Source organism: Scytonema hofmannii PCC 7110 (assembly GCF_000346485.2).
In the GTDB taxonomy this organism is placed as follows: domain Bacteria; phylum Cyanobacteriota; class Cyanobacteriia; order Cyanobacteriales; family Nostocaceae; genus Scytonema; species Scytonema hofmannii.
The window spans coordinates 4,241,721-4,260,641 of record NZ_KQ976354.1 but is presented as its reverse complement, the minus strand read 5'-3'; the positions used below and the strand labels follow the sequence as shown (position 1 = coordinate 4,260,641).

General features: G+C 42.2%; 19 protein-coding genes and 2 pseudogenes. 15 read left to right on the top strand and 6 right to left on the bottom strand.

Annotated elements, in window-relative coordinates; translation table 11 throughout:
• Positions 1-67 precede the first annotated feature (67 nt).
• Positions 68-949 carry a phytanoyl-CoA dioxygenase family protein gene (locus WA1_RS17455; RefSeq protein ID WP_017746217.1) on the bottom strand — a complete coding sequence of 294 codons (882 nt, stop codon included), beginning with the start codon at positions 947-949 and terminating at the stop codon, positions 68-70.
• A gap of 108 nt (positions 950-1,057) precedes the next feature.
• Between WA1_RS17455 and WA1_RS17450 the strand changes: the two genes are divergently transcribed.
• A complete protein-coding gene (locus tag WA1_RS17450; RefSeq protein WP_017746216.1) occupies positions 1,058-1,534 on the top strand; it encodes an Lrp/AsnC family transcriptional regulator in 477 nt (158 codons plus the stop codon).
• Positions 1,535-1,634: 100 nt separating this feature from the next.
• On the opposite strand, the gene WA1_RS17445 is transcribed toward WA1_RS17450, so the two are convergent.
• On the bottom strand, positions 1,635-1,865 hold the full coding sequence (locus tag WA1_RS17445; RefSeq protein ID WP_017746215.1) for a DUF6737 family protein: 231 nt from the start codon (positions 1,863-1,865) through the stop codon (positions 1,635-1,637).
• 451 nt (positions 1,866-2,316) lie between these two features.
• Here WA1_RS17445 and WA1_RS17440 point away from each other — a divergent pair, with 451 nt between their 5' ends.
• The gene (locus WA1_RS17440; protein ID WP_017746214.1) at positions 2,317-2,547 is read left to right on the top strand and encodes a hypothetical protein; all 231 of its coding nucleotides are present in this window, start codon (positions 2,317-2,319) and stop codon (positions 2,545-2,547) included.
• 199 nt (positions 2,548-2,746) lie between these two features.
• Here the strand turns inward: WA1_RS17440 and murG are convergent, their stop codons facing one another.
• Positions 2,747-3,823: an undecaprenyldiphospho-muramoylpentapeptide beta-N-acetylglucosaminyltransferase gene (gene murG / locus WA1_RS17435; protein WP_017746213.1), complete on the bottom strand. Its 1,077-nt coding sequence runs from the start codon at positions 3,821-3,823 to the stop codon at positions 2,747-2,749.
• A gap of 94 nt (positions 3,824-3,917) precedes the next feature.
• Complete coding sequence (locus WA1_RS17430; RefSeq protein ID WP_017746212.1) at positions 3,918-4,097, bottom strand: hypothetical protein; 180 nt, start codon at positions 4,095-4,097, stop codon at positions 3,918-3,920.
• 60 nt (positions 4,098-4,157) lie between these two features.
• Between WA1_RS17430 and WA1_RS17425 the strand changes: the two genes are divergently transcribed.
• The 4 genes from WA1_RS17425 to WA1_RS17410 all read left to right on the top strand — a co-directional run bounded on the left by WA1_RS17425 (position 4,158) and on the right by WA1_RS17410 (position 8,500).
• Positions 4,158-5,723, top strand: coding sequence for a zinc ribbon domain-containing protein (locus tag WA1_RS17425; protein ID WP_017746211.1), 1,566 nt, complete (start codon positions 4,158-4,160; stop codon positions 5,721-5,723).
• A 172-nt stretch (positions 5,724-5,895) separates the two neighbouring features.
• The gene (locus WA1_RS17420) at positions 5,896-6,696 is read left to right on the top strand and encodes a Cif family virulence factor (RefSeq protein WP_017746210.1); all 801 of its coding nucleotides are present in this window, start codon (positions 5,896-5,898) and stop codon (positions 6,694-6,696) included.
• 84 nt (positions 6,697-6,780) lie between these two features.
• The gene (locus WA1_RS17415; RefSeq protein WP_017746209.1) at positions 6,781-7,554 is read left to right on the top strand and encodes an SDR family oxidoreductase; all 774 of its coding nucleotides are present in this window, start codon (positions 6,781-6,783) and stop codon (positions 7,552-7,554) included.
• A gap of 61 nt (positions 7,555-7,615) precedes the next feature.
• Entirely contained in the window at positions 7,616-8,500 is an 885-nt protein-coding gene (locus WA1_RS17410; protein ID WP_017746208.1) for an alpha/beta fold hydrolase, read from the top strand.
• A 44-nt stretch (positions 8,501-8,544) separates the two neighbouring features.
• Here WA1_RS17410 and WA1_RS17405 read toward each other — a convergent pair whose 3' ends face one another.
• On the bottom strand, positions 8,545-9,147 hold the full coding sequence (locus WA1_RS17405; protein WP_148662708.1) for a hypothetical protein: 603 nt from the start codon (positions 9,145-9,147) through the stop codon (positions 8,545-8,547).
• 303 nt (positions 9,148-9,450) lie between these two features.
• Here WA1_RS17405 and WA1_RS17400 point away from each other — a divergent pair, with 303 nt between their 5' ends.
• Together WA1_RS17400 and WA1_RS17395 are read left to right on the top strand one after the other, a co-directional pair.
• Positions 9,451-9,690, top strand: coding sequence for a hypothetical protein (locus tag WA1_RS17400; protein WP_017746206.1), 240 nt, complete (start codon positions 9,451-9,453; stop codon positions 9,688-9,690).
• Positions 9,691-10,205: 515 nt separating this feature from the next.
• Entirely contained in the window at positions 10,206-11,609 is a 1,404-nt protein-coding gene (locus WA1_RS17395; RefSeq protein ID WP_017746205.1) for a hypothetical protein, read from the top strand.
• Positions 11,610-11,620: 11 nt separating this feature from the next.
• Here the strand turns inward: WA1_RS17395 and WA1_RS17390 are convergent, their stop codons facing one another.
• Positions 11,621-11,857, bottom strand: a complete 237-nt coding sequence (locus tag WA1_RS17390; RefSeq protein ID WP_017746204.1) for a hypothetical protein — start codon at positions 11,855-11,857, stop codon at positions 11,621-11,623.
• Positions 11,858-12,323: 466 nt separating this feature from the next.
• Here WA1_RS17390 and ltrA point away from each other — a divergent pair, with 466 nt between their 5' ends.
• From ltrA to WA1_RS52840, 7 genes and pseudogenes are all read left to right on the top strand, one after another.
• Positions 12,324-14,288: a group II intron reverse transcriptase/maturase gene (gene ltrA, locus WA1_RS17385; protein WP_272819163.1), complete on the top strand. Its 1,965-nt coding sequence runs from the start codon at positions 12,324-12,326 to the stop codon at positions 14,286-14,288.
• A 257-nt stretch (positions 14,289-14,545) separates the two neighbouring features.
• Positions 14,546-14,845: pseudogene (locus tag WA1_RS17380) on the top strand (cytochrome P450); the annotation flags it as partial.
• A 9-nt stretch (positions 14,846-14,854) separates the two neighbouring features.
• Entirely contained in the window at positions 14,855-15,604 is a 750-nt protein-coding gene (locus tag WA1_RS17375; RefSeq protein ID WP_017746201.1) for a hypothetical protein, read from the top strand.
• Positions 15,605-15,848: 244 nt separating this feature from the next.
• Entirely contained in the window at positions 15,849-16,931 is a 1,083-nt protein-coding gene (gene psbA / locus WA1_RS17370) for a photosystem II q(b) protein (RefSeq protein WP_017742609.1), read from the top strand.
• A 748-nt stretch (positions 16,932-17,679) separates the two neighbouring features.
• Entirely contained in the window at positions 17,680-17,901 is a 222-nt protein-coding gene (locus tag WA1_RS17365; protein WP_017746199.1) for a hypothetical protein, read from the top strand.
• 305 nt (positions 17,902-18,206) lie between these two features.
• Complete coding sequence (locus WA1_RS17360) at positions 18,207-18,809, top strand: TetR/AcrR family transcriptional regulator (RefSeq protein ID WP_017746198.1); 603 nt, start codon at positions 18,207-18,209, stop codon at positions 18,807-18,809.
• Positions 18,799-18,918, top strand: a pseudogene (locus WA1_RS52840) (transposase); the annotation flags it as partial. The gene WA1_RS17360 and the pseudogene WA1_RS52840, both read left to right, overlap by 11 nt.
• Between the last annotated feature and the right edge of the window lie 3 nt (positions 18,919-18,921).

Genomic DNA, 18,921 nt, shown 5'->3' with positions numbered 1-18,921 from the left:
AAATAATACCTCAATATCCCTAAAAAGTCAAGCTTTGGGTAAAGGTGTATCGGTTTCAATTTACAGTTTATAACCCCAAGCGACAATAATGGTCAAGGTACGGTGTGCGATAGCCATTTCGTACCCACAGTACTGGAAAAAAACTCTCATCTAGCGAAGTGTCTCCTACTCGTTGATAGCGACCATATATATAACCTCCACCAGAAGTATGGAAACGGACATCAGATCGTAGAAGATGAATACCAATACTGCGGCGGATGATATGTTCTGTTGTGTTGGCACCAGAGCCGTGCCAAATATGACCATGATGAAATACACAACTACCTGCTGGCACTTCGATAGGAATTATTTGAGGATTTTCAATACCTGCCAAAGCAGCTGCAGCAAGCATCTTGGCTTGGTAACCACCCTTTGGCGTATGAAAGTCTAGTGGTCTTGCAGTTAGTTTCCAATTATGTGAGCCTGGAACATATTCAATTGTGCCTGCGTTTGCCTGAGTGTCATCCAACGTAATCCAACAGGTAATTGTTTCTGAAGGAACAAGAAAATCCATGTAGGAGCTATCTTGATGCATTGCTATCGCTTTTGTTTGTGGAGGCTTCATCCAAATCGTGTCTTGTCCCAACCTAGCTCCGTTCCAACTCATGAGTAAAGCGGCTGCACGAGCAATATCTGCTGAAAGTACTAATTTTGCGATTGTGAGGTCGCTTTTCCAAGCGTTCGCCATGTGTCGAGTAATATCTGGTAAGCTCATTCCCTCTCGCCAATACCATTCATCTGGATAAACTCCTGTTTCAAATTCTCCACGAAACAATGGCTCGAAGCGATCGCGGAGTGCTTTTACCATAGTGGATTCCAACAAGTTTTCAATCACGAGGAATCCAGAATCTTGAAAGCTGCTCAACTCAACATTACCAAGAATGGATAACCTATCTTGTCGAAGTAGCATCGTTTTATCCCTCTCAAAATCCTCTATACTTTTTAAAAGTCTATTATTTAGATAACATTATTTTTTCTAAAACTCACAAAACCGAATTATATTTGGAACTTTAGAGATATGAGCAACTTAGACCGAATTGATCGCAAATTATTGCAGTTGTTACAGAATAATGGACGGCTTTCCAACAAAGAACTAGCAACACAGGTGGAGTTAGCTCCATCTACTTGTCTTGAGCGAATGCGACGGCTCTCTCAAGATGGGGTTATCAAGGGGATCCATGCAGATGTGGAAACTCAAGCATTAGGTATTGGGTTGCAAGCGATCTATTTTATTGAATTAACCAAACACCGACGAGAGGTAGTTGAAACTTTTCAGGCTGAAGTTTTGCAGATTCCAGAGGTGATTGCAATTTATCTGATTGCTGGACGATACGATTTTCTAGTGCACGTTGCTGTTCGAGACACGCAACATCTCAGAGATCTAGCTCTTGATACGTTTACAAATAGACCAGAAGTGACCCGCATCGAAACAGCTTTAATCTTTAACTATGCCCGCTGTTTTGAATTACCTAATTATCTCGAAGATGATCTGTAGTGACAGCAATTTAGCCGCATAACGTTCCGCTTCACCGCCGCGAACAACCTCTCAATCTCAACTTATCAATCATGGCAATAGTTCAAGATTCTGATCGCAGCTATTCTTGGTGTGACTCCAAAATCCCGCTACGAATCATTAATTGAGGCCAAATCAGCAAAAAAAATCCCATCCATACAATGATGGGTATACTGACAAGAAGAGTGAACCAGATAGTTCTAAATAATACCCAAATCCCACCAATTACAGTCACACCTGTCAGAAGAATAGACCATGGTTGACACCACCAAGGTTTGTATTTCCAAGGATTGATAGAGTTTTTCTGAGACATCGTAACAATCTAACTTAAGACCAAGGCTTTCAATTTTATAATACTACTCCCTTCTCAGTCTTAGATAGCAAAGTGAGCAGCTATTTTCAAGGGCGTACTAACCATGCGTTTAATCTGATTACCTCTGCTCGGTCTTTGACTTTCTGTGGTACATCCGCAGTTCTTAGGTAACAGGGTTCGGTCTTGCTCACGCGTTAGGAATATCCTTCAACGAGCACCCATATCATTTGTTACTTAAGTGGATTTATTCTCGTAATCACTTATGTTAACATAGTTAGGTTTTTCCCGCCCACCTACTTATGTCTTATTCTCTAGGGGATAACTACAGAACTTTTTTCTATTATGTAATGTTGAAAGCTCCGGAATCAGAAAGTCATTAACAGTTTAGAGCAATGGGAGCAAACAAAAATGAAATCCCAGATACATCATCAAAACTTGGAGTACATTTAACATGGCTAAGATTACAATTTCTCAATTGCATACTGTTGATACTGGTTCTATCCAAGAGTTGACAAATGCTGAGATTGATACAACAAAGGGTGGAATCGCTGGTCTTCCCTTAGATGTTTTCGGCGTTAGTTTCGGTTCTACTGGTTTTGTATTGGATACTGCGAGTAAGACAGTTTTTGATCTTGAGAAATATGTGACTGAGGATCTTGCAAGAAAATTAAGCTTAGCTTAAGCTTGGGTGCATAAGTACTGTTCACTCAAATTTTTACAAATCAAAGTAAGGTTGGTATTTCGGATAATTAAACGATTTATACCCCGCTTTTCTTTACGAGAGCGGGATTTATTTGGGCAATTTTTTACAAGATATTGACGGAGGATGAAAATATTTCAAGACATAAGTGTAGTCATAAACTCCACCTAATAGCTTGTTTTCACTTCTTTTCCACAACATCACGAACTAACTGAGCCAACCTGTCCGCACTATCGGGAACAGCGATCGCTTTTGCGGCTTCCCCCATCTTTTGTAATTCTTCTGGATTCTGCAACAGATCTAAAACTTTGGAACGCAAACCCTCAGCCGTTAAATCTGACTGTTTAAACATAATTGCTGCACCAACTGAGGTAAAAACTTCCGCATTATACGTTTGATGGTCTTCTGCTGCAAAAGGATAAGGAATCAAAATCGCAGGTGTACCGCAAACTGCCATTTCTGTCAGACTTCCAGCACCAGAGCGAGTGATTGCTAAGCTTGCCCTTCGCAACAACGCAGCCATATTATTATAAAATGGTAAACAAATATACTGCGGATGCTTTAAACTTTCTGCTTCTGGATCTTTGTCACCAGTTAAATGGACAATCCAAGCACCTGCATCAAACCAAGCATTGGCTGACTGGCGCACCAGTTTATTAATAGCGACAGCACCCTGGCTACCACCAAAAACAACAATTAAAGGGACTCCTTCTGGAATCGATAAATCCAGCGACGCAGCAGTTGTTTTATCTAAAAATTCGGAGCGCACGGGAGTTCCCGTATAAACAGTTTTAGCGCGAGATAAGTACTGACTCGCCACTTCAAACCCCACTGCTACCGCATTACACCAAGGTCCAAAAAAGCGAGTCACTTTACCAGGTAAGGCGTTGGACTCATGAAAAATAACAGGCAAACCTAAAGAACGTGCAGCGATCGCAGCCGGTCCGGCAATGTAACCGCCTGTCGTCAAAACTCCCTGAAAGTTCCCCTGTTTTAAGATTTTCCTAACTTGTAAAACCGAACCGATAAGTTTGCCTAATACCTTGAGTGAGGCAAGCCCAAAACCTTGCTGAAATCCTTCTACTGAAATAGTATTCAAGGGATACTGTTTGGGAACTAACTGTGTTTCTAACCGATTCGGAACACCAAGCCATTCTATTTGATAATCGCTCAAGTGTTCGGCAAGGGCAATTGCGGGAAACAAGTGTCCGCCAGTTCCACTAGCAGCTATTAATAAACGTACAGGAGTATGTGCCATCTAACCCTTTTTACCCCAAAAGCACCTAGATTAACTTAAGATTAAACAATTTCCTTGCGGTTGAACAGTAAGCCTTAAATCTCTGCAAATCTGGTTAATCTTGGCTTTCCCATTTGGATAACCAGATTTCTAATTCTTCTCGTAGCTTAATCCTCCAATCGGGAATTGCCATGATTCTTTCTCTGAGTCCCGGCTTGAGGTTAATTTGCAATGCAGAGCGGTCAAGTGGGGCATTTGACACAAAACCTTGTTTGTTATTTTTCTGGAAAGGCATTGACGTTAATTGTATATGTTAATATAGTAACACATAGCAGTCATCAAAGGGAAATGTCAAATGGCTTTGAGCAAAAAACAACGACAAACTGAATACACTTATACTCAGGTCGTTCCTGTCGTTTTTTGCTCTGACGAATTACAAGTAGACCGAATTATGCATTTGTGTGGCATCCCTAGATCCCTGACTTATAACAAACTCGGTTCCTTACAAGGATGGGGATTGGATTGGAAAAAAGCAGATTCTATTATCAGAACAATAATTAAACCAGAACAGGTTAATCTACCCAGTAAATTATGGGAATGGTCAGTTAATGACACCATGAAAGCAATTTCTGCACAACAGTCAGCAGCTAAAGTTTTTCTGATACGGGAAATATGGCGCAAATACCCCATAACTAGCAATACTCGACAACGATTGAAGTGGGTAGAAGAGAATAAAGATAAGAAAAAGGGAGATGAACTGAAAGCACTCAAGCAGAAAGCCTTGGAATTATTTCCACCTTGTTCAGTTGAAATAGATCGAAATAGATTATTTGAGTTATTAAACACAGATCCAACTCAAGACAATTGGCTTCATCGTAAATTCCGCGCTCAATATCAACGAGGACACACATTCGTCAGGAATCAAATAGTGTATCAAAATCTAGGTTATAGCTGTCACCGGATTAATCGTCATGCCGTTGAGTTGCAAATCCAAGGACTGGAGCGTGGTAAAAGAATAATCTTAAAACTAAGATGCCGTCACATTATTAAGGGTCAGATTCGAGTCATTCGTAATGAATTTCGATTACTTGAGGTACATTGTACCAGATCGCTCTGGCTAATTCTACCTTCCGGCAAACCTACTCAAAAATTGGGAATTGACAAAGGTTACACAGAAGGATTTTATACATCATTGGGCAAAACGATTGCACCAGGTCTTGGTAAATTGATGACCGAAAAGACCGAGCGCATTGCCAAGACCAATCGCAATCGTTATCGAATTAGAGCTTTTGGGGAAAGCATTGCATCACACGCTCCACAAAAAGCTGACCGTATTCTCAAAAATAATTTAGGTTACAAAGTAAAGTCTCGGAAATTAAAACGCGAGAAAGAAACCATTAAAAATTTTATTCGCTCTGATTTACGACGAAATATCACAACGCCCGTCGATATCATTTGCGAGGATCTCACCCAACCAATCAAAGGGAAAGCCCAAGCAAAACACATCAATCGCAAGCTGAACTCTTGGATGAAAGGGGAATTACAGGCTTCATTGGAGAAAATCTCTGTGGAGACAGGATCGACAATATCGGTAGTGAATCCTGCTTATACATCGCAAACAGATTCTGTGACTGGAACGCTATTAGGTTCACGTTCAGGGGATCGTTTTACTCGTTTTACGGGGGATGTAATCCAAGCCGATTTGAACGCGGCATTAAATTTGTGCGTTCGAGCCACAGACAACAACATCACTAGATATATGAAATCGAGTCATGTTGAATCTGAGTTATTAACTCGGACTGTGGGATACTTAGCTTCTATTGGGAAGTCAGTGACTGATGCATTAAATCTTGGGTGGCTTAAACCTAAATTTAAAGCGAAAGCACTCAAACTTGAGGAAAAGTATCACTCTCAGGGGTAGCGAGTTAGGTCACTCTCCAATGGCTGGAAGTTTAAACCAATTAAACGACAACGCTCTCATGGCAGTAACCAGTTTGGATGATACCAGCAATTAATGACATTTCTACGTATTGCATAGCTTTAAGTAGATTTAGTTTACCCCTACTGTAGATAAATTGTCGAACCTATCACCAATGCGTAACCCGATTCCCTTTCTACTCAACCGCCAACCCAGCCGCCTGCTAGCTATTTCCCTACTGGCATTGGGTTTACTCACCAGTTTGAAATGCGCTCAAGCCAGTACAGTCCAAAATGCACCAGCCGAACTCCAAAGCTTACTGACACAAGTCGATACTGCAGCCAGCCGAGGTGATGTCAAAGGAGTTGTTCAGTTCTACAGCCCTAATTTCACTCACAGTGATGGCTTAACCCGTCCAAGCATGGAAAAAGCTCTTACGAGCCTTTGGCAGCGATACCCAAAATTGAAATATACCACTCAGCTGCAATCGTGGAAACCAGAGGGCAATGCGATCGTTGCTGAAACAGTAACCAATATTACTGGAATTCCCTCCGCTAGCAGTAATAACATGGCTCTCAAAGCTACAATTAGATCGCGCCAGCGCATTACAGGTGGCAAAATTATGCGTCAGGACATCTTATCTGAGCGCACTTTGCTAACCTCTGGAGCCAAACCACCTCAAGTTGAGTTGAAGCTACCCCAACAAGTCAAAGTTGGTCAGCAGTATAACCTAGACGCAATTGTTCAAGAACCTCTTGGCGATGATTATCTTTTAGGGGCGGCGCTAGAAGAATCCATCAAGCCAGAGAAGTACCTAACTCCTACACAAGTAGACTTGGAATTACTTTCTTCTGGCGGAATTTTTAAAATTGGACGCGCACCAACAGTTCCTGGTAGCCAATGGATTTCTGCTGTTGTCATGCGCGGAGAAGGAACGACAATGATTACTCAACGGCTTCAAGTCGTGAAACAATAGTTGTGTCATTGGTCATTTGTCCTTGGTCATTGGTTATCTTAAACAAGTGACCAGTGACCAGTGACCAATAACGAATAAATAAAAATGCTTTCTCTTGAAAATCAGATCGTTTTAATTACTGGTGCAAGCAGTGGCATAGGGGCTGCTTGCGCCAAATTCTTTGCAGGTGCAGGTGCAAAACTTATTTTAGCTGCACGAAGGTTCGATCGCTTGCAGCAGTTAGTAGAAGAACTCAACAAAAACTTTGCTACTGAAATATATTCTTTACAATTAGATGTACGCGATCTCGCGGTAGTAGAGTCTGTTATTTCCGAATTACCTCCACCGTGGTCTGATATCGATATATTAATCAATAATGCCGGTCTGAGCCGTGGTTTAGAGAAGTTCCATGAAGCCAATATTCAGGATTGGGAGGAAATGATTGATACCAATATTAAAGGATTGCTCTACTTAACTCGTTTTGTTGTTCCCGGAATGGTGAGTCGCGATCGCGGTCATGTGGTCAACATTGGTTCTATCGCCGGACATCAAACCTATCCCAACGGAAATGTCTACTGTGGAACGAAAGCTGCTGTTAAAGCAATTACTGAAGGTTTAAAACAAGATCTGTTGGGTACATCTATCCGTGTAACTTCTGTCGATCCTGGGATGGTAGAAACAGAATTTAGCGAAGTCCGATTTCACGGCGACACCGAACGCGCCAAAAAGGTTTACCAAGGAGTCACTCCCCTAACTCCAGATGATGTTGCTGATGTCATACTTTTCTGCGTGACTCGACCAGCCCATGTCAATATTAATGAAGTCATTTTGATGCCAGTTGACCAAGCTAGCGCAACATTGATCGACCGAAAACAGTGACCAGTGACCAGTGACCAGTGACCATTTTCAGCCTAAGTATGTGTATGGTAAAATAAAATTTATGTTTCCCAATTTTCTACCTACAACCGTTAGCCAACTGACAGAACCTGCGTCAATTGCTCTAGCTCAAAGCATCAAGCAGATTGCGATCGCAACTCCCTTAACCACACAACCAATAGCCACTACCTACGTACAGCAAGGTAGTGGAGGGATACCTTTGCTCTTGATTCACGGCTTTGATGGTTCCGTATTTGAATTCCGCCATCTCATCCCCCTACTGGCATGGCAAAATGAGACATGGGCAGTAGATTTGTTGGGATTTGGGTTTACAAACAGACCCGCAGGAATAAAGTTTAGTCCTAGTGCTATTAAAACCCATCTCTATTATTTCTGGAAAACCCTCATTAACCAACCTGTTATCTTAGTAGGTGCTTCCATGGGGGGCGCAGCAGCCATTGATTTCACCCTCAGCTACCCCGAAGCGGTTCAAAAGCTCGTGTTAATCGATAGTACGGGTTTGGTAGGTAGTCCGCCGATCGGCAAATTGATGTTTCCACCATTAGACTATTTAGCAACAGAGTTTTTACGCAATCCAAAAGTGAGACAAAGTATAACTCGTACTGCCTACAAAAATAAAAAGTTAGCAACATTAGATTCCCAACTATGTGCATCACTTCACCTAGAATGCTCTGATTGGAACAAAGCTTTGATTGCTTTTACTAAAAGTGGTGGATACAGTGCATTTAGATTTAAAACCCTATCACAAATCGCGCAACCAACTCTCATTTTGTGGGGAGATTCCGACAAAATTTTAGGGACTAGAGATGCTAAAAGATTTAAGCTAGCAATTCCCAACAGCAAACTGATCTGGATCGAAGATTGCGGTCATGTTCCTCATGTAGAACAACCGCAGATCGTAGCTCAAAATATTCTAGAATTTCGCTAGATCCCCGACTTTTTTAAGAAGTCAGGGATCTGACCCATGAAGTACTAGTCCAGCAACCACATTTGAGAATTAGTATTTTCAACAGACTCATCTTTTGGCCGATCGGGCAATTTTGGAATTGTATATGATTTTCTATATTTAATTGATGGTTGGATAATTCCTTTATCCGGTTTTGGCGATGGTTGAATAGTGCCTTGTTCTGATTTTACCGATTGTTGGATAGTTCCTCGTGCTGCTGGTTGTGCTGATGCTTGAACAGGTGGCTTTTCTTGTTTTAAAACACTGATTTCTTCAGTTAGCTTAGAATTAGCTTGTGCCAGATGAATCGCTGCATTTTTAGCTTCTTCGACTTCCGATTTCAGGTGTTCCGATAATTCTTTCTGTTTTAGTAAAGCGGATTGCAAATCAATAATTTTTTCTTGAAAACTGACTTCATTTTGCCTTGCTTTATCTAAGGCTTCCCTTAACTCTTTGACTGTAGCTTCCAACTGTAAAGATTTTTTATCTACAGGAGATTCCAAAGGAACTAGGGATTGTTCGGAGTTTGCATTAACCGTAGTTGCAGTAATTTCAATAGTAGGCGTACCTTCTAGAGGTGAAAATTTTTGTGCTTCTTGTTGTAAATCAGAAATACTTTCCTGCATCATTAATTTACCCTATAACCCTTTAAATTTCTAAGCTGCATAGCGGAATTCTGAACCCAATGGAGGCTTATCCACCATTCTTAAATCCTAACCTGTTATTGTTAGTGTGGCGATTATTTTTACTTTACACTGCTGCTGCCAACCCTTTTTTCATACAAAAGGTAGAATTAAGAAGCGCTCGATTCCACAATGTACCTATGCAAGAAATATACAATTTGCCAGATGGACCGAAAATGCCTCTGTTTGTGAGGTTAATGCAATTTATCTTTCAGCCACTGGAATATGTAGAAGGATTAACGAAAAACTATGGTGATAGCATCACAGTTTGGGGCAAAAAAGGCACTCAAGAACGTATATTTCACCCACCCTCAAGCACTGCAACAGATTTTTACAGCAGATGCTAGTTGTTTGGATGCAGGTAGAACAAACAGGGGTTTAACTTTTTTGTTTGGAACCAACTCCTTACTCTTACTAGATGGAGAACGGCATCAGCGCCAACGCCAACTTTTAACTCCTCCCCTACACGGCGATCGGAGTGTGGCGTAGAAACTCAATTGTCATGGACGGTGTGGGAGGAAGCCCTTCGGGTTCGCCAATGCAGGCGGGCCGGAAACCGACACCTTAATAGCACGGGAAGCAGGTAGCCGGGAGACCAAGCTACAAAAAATGGGGCAGCCTTGAAAACAACTTTTCCATCTGCATTAGGGATTGTACGACCTATGAAGGCTGCCTCATTTTTCTTGCCTAATTCCACCCCCGAAGCATGAGTATCAAGAAATTAAATGAATTGATACTCATGCGTTATTTATATCGGGGCGGAATGCTGACACGACCTAATTTATTAGGCGTGATATTTTGTTTTTGGTTCTGGCAATGAATCTATCCATTCATCAACCATGCTACTTATGGTTCTATCTAGTTCTGTAGACAATAAGATTAATTTATAGTACCTTTTATCAGTTATTCTGCAATTTAATCTTTTATTTTTCATCTATGTCCTCCATTGGTTTCACATTTATGTTAGCATTGTAGGAGATAACCAAACAAGGGGGTGATTGTAAATGGCTCGGAAAAAGACTCCATCTTTCATTACAGAGATTCCATTAATAGTAGACAGTGCTCAAGAAAAAGAGTTGTTGTCTAAATTTGAAGCATCCAGACAACTATACAATGCTTGTCTGAATGAAGCGATGGTCAGGATGGAGTTAGTGCGTAATTCTGAGGCATTTAAGACGGCTAAAAAAATTCCCAAATCTCAAAAAAAAGAAAGAACTGAAGCGTTTAGTGCAGCACGCTCTGCTTACAGATATTCTGATTACGATCTTCAAGCTTATGCAACAATTGTCGCCAATTCATCTCAATGGATTGCTGACAAAATTGATTCTAATACTCAACAGACGATTGCTAAAAGAGCATTTAAAGCGTCTGAACGAGTTATATTTGGACGAGCAAAAAAAGTTCGATTCAAAGTATCAAGTCGTTTCCATTCTGTCGAAGGGAAAACCAATAAACAAGGACTACGCTGGAGTCGGGAGCAATTAGTTTGGGGTAGTCTTAAACTACGCCCAATTATTGATGAAAACAACCCTGTAATTATGCACGGGCTGCAATCTTCAGTGAAGTATGTTCGGATATTATGGAGGGAATTAAACGGTAAACGTCGTTGGTACGCACAACTTATCAATGAAGGATTGCCTTACCAAAAAGAAAAGAATTATGTGTTAAATGGGTTGATTGGACTTGATCTAAACATATCCAACATTGCCTTCGTTGGAGACAAGAAAGCAGGATTATTACCATTTGCAGAAAAAGTCCCAACTTACGAGAAAGAGATTACTGCACTGCAAAGAAAGATGCAGCGTTCTCAACGGTTCAATAATCCAGACAACTTCGAGACTGATTTTGAAATTAAGAAAGGGCATCGTACTGTTAAGAAAAAAGGTCAGGTCAAAAAAGGTAAGCGTCCATGGCAGCGTTCTAAAAATTATAAAAAAGCGGCTCAAAAGAAACGAGAACTACAACGAAAAAAAGCAGCATATGCCAAAAGCCAAAACCGCAAGATAGTTAATGAAATCTTGCGACATGGTAACGTAATTAAGACTGAAAAAGTATCCGTCAAAGGCTGGGCGCGACGTTACGGTAAAGCCATAGCTGCCAAGTCTCCAGGATTTGTACAATCTGAATTGCAACGCAAGGCTGAAAGTGCTGGCGGTCAATTCATCACTTTTTCTACTCAAAAAACAGCGTTATCTCAAACTCATTTGGACGGTAGTCGTACCAAGAAATCTCTGTCTGAACGAGTTCATCATGATGCAACGGGTATTAAAATGCATCGCGATCTCATGAGTGCCTACTTGAGTAGATATGTTAATCAAGACGATATACTGTCATTGCAAGATGCCTGTTCAGGGTATCGTGGGGCGGAGTCGCTCCTATTGGAGGCATGGTGCGATTCGTTCAGTTGAAATAAGTATAATTACTTAAGAAAAACTGGCTTTGGTTGAGTAACCCAACACTGGGTAGAGTTCGCACTTTCATCCTCAACCAATGACAACTTACTATCCTTGTAGGTGAGGACATCTAGCCGAGCAATTGCATAGACAGCTAGAGGAAAATCGGGGAAAGTTAAAGTACCAACTCTAATTATAACCCAATCCCAAATACACCAAGCCCTACCGTTCCAGTGCGGAATTGAAAGCACACAAACTACCATAAACGGGTAGCCCCTATATCTGAGACTGACCATCAAAGGTATAAAGCGGGGGTGAAAGCAGGAATAGGTGGTAATAGCTGAAAGCACCTACTGCAAGCAAGAGTTTATGGGTAGAACAAACGAAGTGTCGTTTAACCATCGTTACCGATAGCCAAGGGATATAAGCTTGTAGGAATCATCCTACCTCTTGGGTTGGAAATAGCCAACAAGGGTAAAAAGACTATCAGGTTTCATGCACCGAGATAGCGCACTTCTTAGACCCCCGGTGGACAGACACGCCCTAACAACTCAAACAAAGGATAGTAGGAACGAAATAACCCCAATGGGATGCTCTTGAAGTAGGTAACAAGTAGGCAGTCAAGCCATAAGCAACAATGGGGTGGGATGGTTCAAGAAGCAAAATGCCTAACCCAAAATAACGGGTAATGCCTGAAAAGGGATGGTGTAATTACCAGGATAAGCAGACGTGAACCGCAGTGTGGGAAAGCTAGAGGTAACAGTAGCAATTGATATGACTAAAGCCGAACAACAGTTCAGGTTGGTATGGGACAACGATATACCCGTTTGTAAAGGTTTTGAAATTTCCAATTGGAAAGATATAAACTGGCGCAAAGCGGAAAAACGTGTGTTTAAGTTGCAAAAACGCATCTATGCTGCTTCCCGCCGTGGTGATGTCAAGCGAGTCCGCAAACTCCAGAAGACGCTGATGAGGTCTTGGTCTAATAAAGTGTTAGCGATACGTCGGGTCACACAAGATAACCAAGGAAAAAAGACGGCAGGTGTGGATGGTATAAAATCACTATCCCCAGTAGAACGTCTTGAACTGGTAGGGCAACTAAGAATCACTGGCAAATCCAAACCCACTCGCCGGGTTTGGATTCCCAAGCCAGGAAAAGACGAAAAGCGCCCACTAGGAATTCCCACTATGTATGACCGCGCATTACAAGCTGTAGTAAAAGCTGCACTCGAACCAGAATGGGAAGCGGTCTTTGAACCAAATTCCTATGGTTTTAGACCAGGAAGGTCATGCCACGATGCGATAAAGCAGATAAAAAACTGCATTCAAAGCAAAGCAAAATTCGTGTTAGACGCGGATATTGCAAAATGTTTTGACCGCATCAACCATGAAGCACTGCTCCAAAAGATTAACATCAAAGGAATTGTCAGGCAACAAATAAAAGCTTGGCTCAAATCTGGGGTAATTGATTCTGGAGCATTTACTGTTACATCTGAGGGTACGCCACAGGGTGGGGTCATCTCACCCTTACTTGCGAATATAGCCCTCCACGGTATGGAAACACGGATAAAACAAGAGTTTCCTGAAATGGGTCACAAAGGAAGAGAAACCTGGTTCCACAAAAAAGGAACTCATTTCCTAAGTCCCAATATTATCCGATATGCGGACGATTTTGTGGTATTCCACGAAAATAAAACCGTTGTCCAAAGATGTCGAGAGATTATCTCGGAATGGTTGGCTAACATAGGACTTGAATTGAAACCTGAAAAAACCCGATTAACCCACACACTTAAATATGAATTAAGTGAAGATGGTAAAGCAGGATTTGACTTCCTAGGTCATCATATTCAGCAACATCCAGCCGGAAAATATCGCAGTAACAAAGATACTCACGGCAATAAACTAGGTTTCAAAACCCTCATCACCCCATCCGCGAAGGCGAGTAAGGCTCACCAAGAGGAAGTCGGAAGAATCATCAAGAAACATAGGTCTAAGTCTCAGTCAGGACTAATAAAAGACCTAAATCCTGTCATCAGGGGATGGTCTTCTTTTTACTCAAACTCTGACGCACAAACCGTTGGAGAACTGTCAAAACAAGACTACCTCATATACCTGAAACTTCGACGATGGGCAAAACGACGCTGTGGGAATATAAATGATGGTCACATCAAATATTGGATTTCCATGGACGGCGATAACTGGGTATTCGCAACCAGAGAAGGAAAAGCGAACCCCCTTCGGTTACTTAACCATAGTGATGTAAGCTGTAGTAGCACTGACTATGTAAAAGTTAAAGGCGATAAAAGCCCTTACGATGGCGACACAGTTTATTGGAGTTCAAGACTAGGAATACATCCTGAAATGCCTAATCGTAAGGCTAAGCTGCTAAAGCAGCAAAAGGGTATATGTCCCTGGTGTGGATTAAGCTTACTTAGTTGGGATGTAATCGAAGAAGACCACAAAATCCCCAAAGCTCTAGGCGGTAAGGATGAATACAAAAATCTTCAGTTATTACATCGGCATTGCCATGACGAAAAAACCGCACTTGACCTAAAAGAAATTCGGAAGAGAAATCAATTAAAATTCCTGAAAAAACTATCTCAATTCTGGGAGAAATTTGAATGGAATTGGATGAATGATATTCCAAATTTCATCAGGCAAAAGGTTAGGAAGTCTGACGTGACAAAAGGATAACACACTGAGTAGCCGTGTGCGGTGAAAATCGCACGCACGGTTTCGGATGGGAGGGGTGATGCAGTAATGCACGCCTCGACCCTACCGCGGGAGTCTTTAAACTGCGAACCAGTAGGCTCGTCCGAAAGTGGGTTGATTGCCCTAGAGCAGTTCTCCAACAAGGTAGGAAAAATTGACCAGATAGCCGTCTCTGCGGAGTCCGGGCGAAAAGTTAATTCCAATTCCTAGCCAGAATCCACGAGCTTCTAGCTCGTGGTGTGGCTCAACATCGGGAAGAAGTTTACCCACAACCAAAGCAATTTAGACCAGAACGCTTTTTGGAGAAGCAATTTTCCCCATACGAGTATTTGCCTTTTGGGGGTGGAAATCGTCGCTGTATTGGTCTGGCATTTGCCCAGTATGAAATGAAACTTGTCTTGGCAACAGTTCTGTTGCGCTTTCATCTATCCCCAATGAACAAGCGTCCCCAGCATCCTGTACGCCGTGGTATGACTATGGCAGCACCAGCAGGAATGCGGATGGTGGTAAAACCTAGCTCTTATAAACGAACTTGTTAGTTAAAACTTATGGGATACACAACTGAATTCGCAGGCAAATTCCAGCTTGACCGTCCCTTGTTCGACTCTCAAGCACTGTACCTTTTAGACTTTGCTCGTACCCGACGAGTCAAGCGATCGCACTCCATCTTAACCACAATTCCCGATCCCGGTCGAGACGCAGTTGGTCTGCCATTGGGCGAAGAAGGCGGCTATTTCATCAACGAGTTGCATCCACAAGCAGCCGCCTCAGTTATTGACGAAAACCGTCCTCCCAAAGGACAACCTGGACTTTACTGCCAATGGCAACCCACTTCTGATGGACGTGGTGTGGAGTGGAACGGTCACGAGAAGTTTTATCGCTACGTTGAGTGGTTGCAATACCTAATTGTTCATTTCTTTGTTGGCTGGGACTATCAACTGAATGGAACTGTCACGTATTCAGGAGAAACCCCATCAGATCGCGGACAAATTGTGGTGATAAATAATCGAATCGTGCAGCCACAAGACGCTGAAGATAAGTTAGCTTTCGCCACCAGTCCCGTTTCAGTACCGCAAAGTGTATGGATAGGACTCTACGCTATTCATACTGACGATCCTACTAGACTAGTCAGTTGGGTGGCAACTTTGCAACGGGCAATTGACTTAGGTTATCCTGAAACTGCCTGTTGGATTGAAGACAATCTCACTGGACTGTATGGAGCAGGAATAAATCGGGGCTTTCTTTCGATAGAAACGGGAGAGGTGTTTTTACCATCTTTCTGCCCGATTGGAAATTAACAGTGACCAGTGACCAGTGACCAGTGACCAGTGACCAGTGACCAGTGACCAGTTAATTCAACCTACTTAAAATATGCAGCACTAGAGCCGATCTCTAAATGGTATTTTCATAAGTTCCACTTATGTTTTTGATGAGTTTTACTAAACTTAATTCTATTGTAAAGTTAAGTAAACAGATGTAGATTAAGTTCATAGGCAAAAAAGCCTATACACATTCGCCAAAATTCATCGCAATCATAAAACCATGACAGCAACCTTACAACGCCGCGAAAGCGCAAGCGTGTGGGAGCAGTTTTGTAACTGGATCACTTCTACCGAAAACCGCCTTTATGTAGGCTGGTTCGGTGTCATCATGATCCCTACACTCCTCTCCGCAGCCATCTGCTTCATCATTGCTTTCATCGCTGCTCCTCCAGTAGACATCGATGGTATCCGCGAACCTGTTGCAGGTTCTTTACTCTACGGTAACAACATCATCTCCGGTGCAGTTGTTCCTTCTTCTAACGCCATCGGTCTTCACTTCTACCCCATCTGGGAAGCGGCTTCCTTAGATGAGTGGTTGTACAACGGTGGTCCATACCAGTTGGTGGTTTTCCACTTCCTGATTGGCGTCTTCTGCTACTTGGGTCGTGAGTGGGAATTGTCCTACCGCTTGGGTATGCGTCCTTGGATTTGCGTAGCGTTCAGCGCACCCGTTGCTGCTGCAACCGCAGTCTTCTTGATCTACCCCATCGGTCAAGGTTCTTTCTCTGACGGTATGCCTTTGGGAATCTCTGGAACCTTCAACTTCATGTTGGTGTTCCAGGCTGAGCACAACATCCTCATGCACCCCTTCCATCAGTTAGGTGTAGCAGGTGTATTCGGTGGTAGCTTATTCAGTGCAATGCACGGTTCTCTAGTGACCTCTTCCTTGGTTCGTGAAACAACCGAAACCGAATCTCAGAACTACGGTTACAAGTTCGGACAAGAAGAAGAGACCTACAACATCGTCGCCGCACACGGCTACTTCGGTCGCTTGATCTTCCAATACGCATCATTCAACAACAGTCGGAGCTTGCACTTCTTCTTGGCAGCATGGCCAGTAGTCGGCATCTGGTTCACCGCACTGGGCATCAGCACCATGGCGTTCAACCTCAACGGATTCAACTTCAACCAGTCCGTGATTGACTCACAAGGTCGTGCGATCGGTACTTGGGCAGACATCCTCAACCGCGCTAACCTCGGTATGGAAGTGATGCACGAGCGCAACGCTCACAACTTCCCTCTCGACTTAGCATCTGCTGAAGTTGCGCCTGTTGCTATCAGCGCTCCTGCTATCAACGGTTAAGGTTTAGGTAACACACAGTTAACTTGTTAGTAATGCTAAACAAAGTGTAACTAATCCAGGCGCTCCCTAAAAAGGAGCGCTTTTTTGTTATCTAAAACCTCTATGAGAATTTTCCTTAAAACTGCTGTTCTTCTTCAAAAAACCAGATTTCTGCTAGAAGTGTTAAGCCAATCAGCCAAAGAAAGCAAAAACCTAAAAATATAACTATTCCAATCATAGCTATCATCCCCAATACAATCTAGCGCTTTCTTTTCCTTGCTAAATAAAGGAAAAGCCGGCCTGAAAAGACGACAAGATCTAAGCTAATTTACTTAGCTAAGAAAACTATAGAAATCATAAATGATTTGTGAAAAACTTTAAGTACTGTAGGGTGGGCAATGCCCACCAACTAAAGCTTGCGGTGGGCATTGCCCACCCTACGTGTAGTTCAAAAATCAAATACGATAGCTATATTAGCTTCAACCACTAAATTAACACTGGTAACGATGAAGGAATTTCTCTTGACAATAATCTTTATATAATCAAGTGCAATTTTTCTGTAACAATGTTATGTTGCTTGACTTGGACTTATTCCCAAAATTTTGGCGTTTGAAATTCAGTCCACTGCCTCAACGAGATGAAAGGAGGGAAGCCCCTGGCATTTACCAAATCTTTACTCATCTAGAACAGTAGAGTTCCATGTTGTATCAGAAAAACACACAGACACTAGTGAAGTTGTATTACAAGTGTTTTTTCTGAGGTACAGATAATGAAACTGCAATATATTATAGCTCCATTGATAACGCTAGGAATAATAGCTGTCTCTGCTAACTACGTACAAGTATATTATTTGTTACATTCTCTGAAAACTCCTGGTGGAATCGTCAAAATTCTTAAACAAGAGCAACTAGAAGCCCGTATACCCCCCAATCGTGGAATTCCTACCAATCGGGAAAGTGGCAGTAGTCGTCAATTAAAGTGGGAAAATTAATGAAATTCGCATTAATTCTTAGCAAAGTCATGTAACAAAAAATTTGTTCTGTAACTTTAATAGAAAATACAGGCAAAAATCTATTTTTTGATCTTTTAGTAATAAAGTCTAATTTTTTATATTATTTTAGATATTATAGCAATTCCCACTTTCGTGAGGTACAGAATAATGAATTAACCGCAGATGAACGCGGATGGACGCTGATAAATTTGTACCTCAACGACTAGGAAACGCTATATTAGTCGTCTAATGCGCCAGACAAGTGGCAAAATGTGTTAGTGAGAAAGTAGCAATTGATAACTGGGATGGCGCAAACAGAACGGACTGCTCAAGAGACACAAGAACTCATTTTGGCAACAGCTGAAGCCCATCTCCGGCGGTATGGCTACGCCCGCACTACAGTTAGTGAAATTGCTCGTGCTTGTAAAATGTCGCATGCCAATGTTTACCGCTTCTTTAAAACTAAAGCGGATGTGATGGATGCCGTTGTAGGACGTTGGTTTAGCGGCATTGAACAAGCTCTGCAAGAGATGACTCAAAAATCGGTCTCTGCTGAGGAGTGCCTGCAAGCCTACATATTAGGACTTTATCGGCTCAAACGGGACAAACTTGCCGCCGATCCAGAACTTTTTGACGCTTATCTCGCCATTGTGGAAGCCGATCGCACGGTAATCGAGCATCACTTGCAGGTTTTATCGTCCATCCTTCTAGGAATTTTGACCCGTGGAGTCGAAAGTGGTGAATTCCAGATTGCCGATCTCTCCCTGGCAACCTCAGCAGTGACTGCTGCTACCCTCAAATTTCACCATCCCTGGCTCGTTCGAGAATCCGCTCATGAGCCACTCGAAGAACAAGCGATCGCAGTCGTTAAATTACTAACCGTAGCCCTAACGGTAGGAAAAATCTAACTTAAAAAAACTACCTGCTTTGTGGACACCGACTTACTTTGTAGCTTCAACAGGTCAAGTCAGTACCGAGGTAGTTAAAAAGTATATTGAAAATCAAAAAGGAAAATAGAAA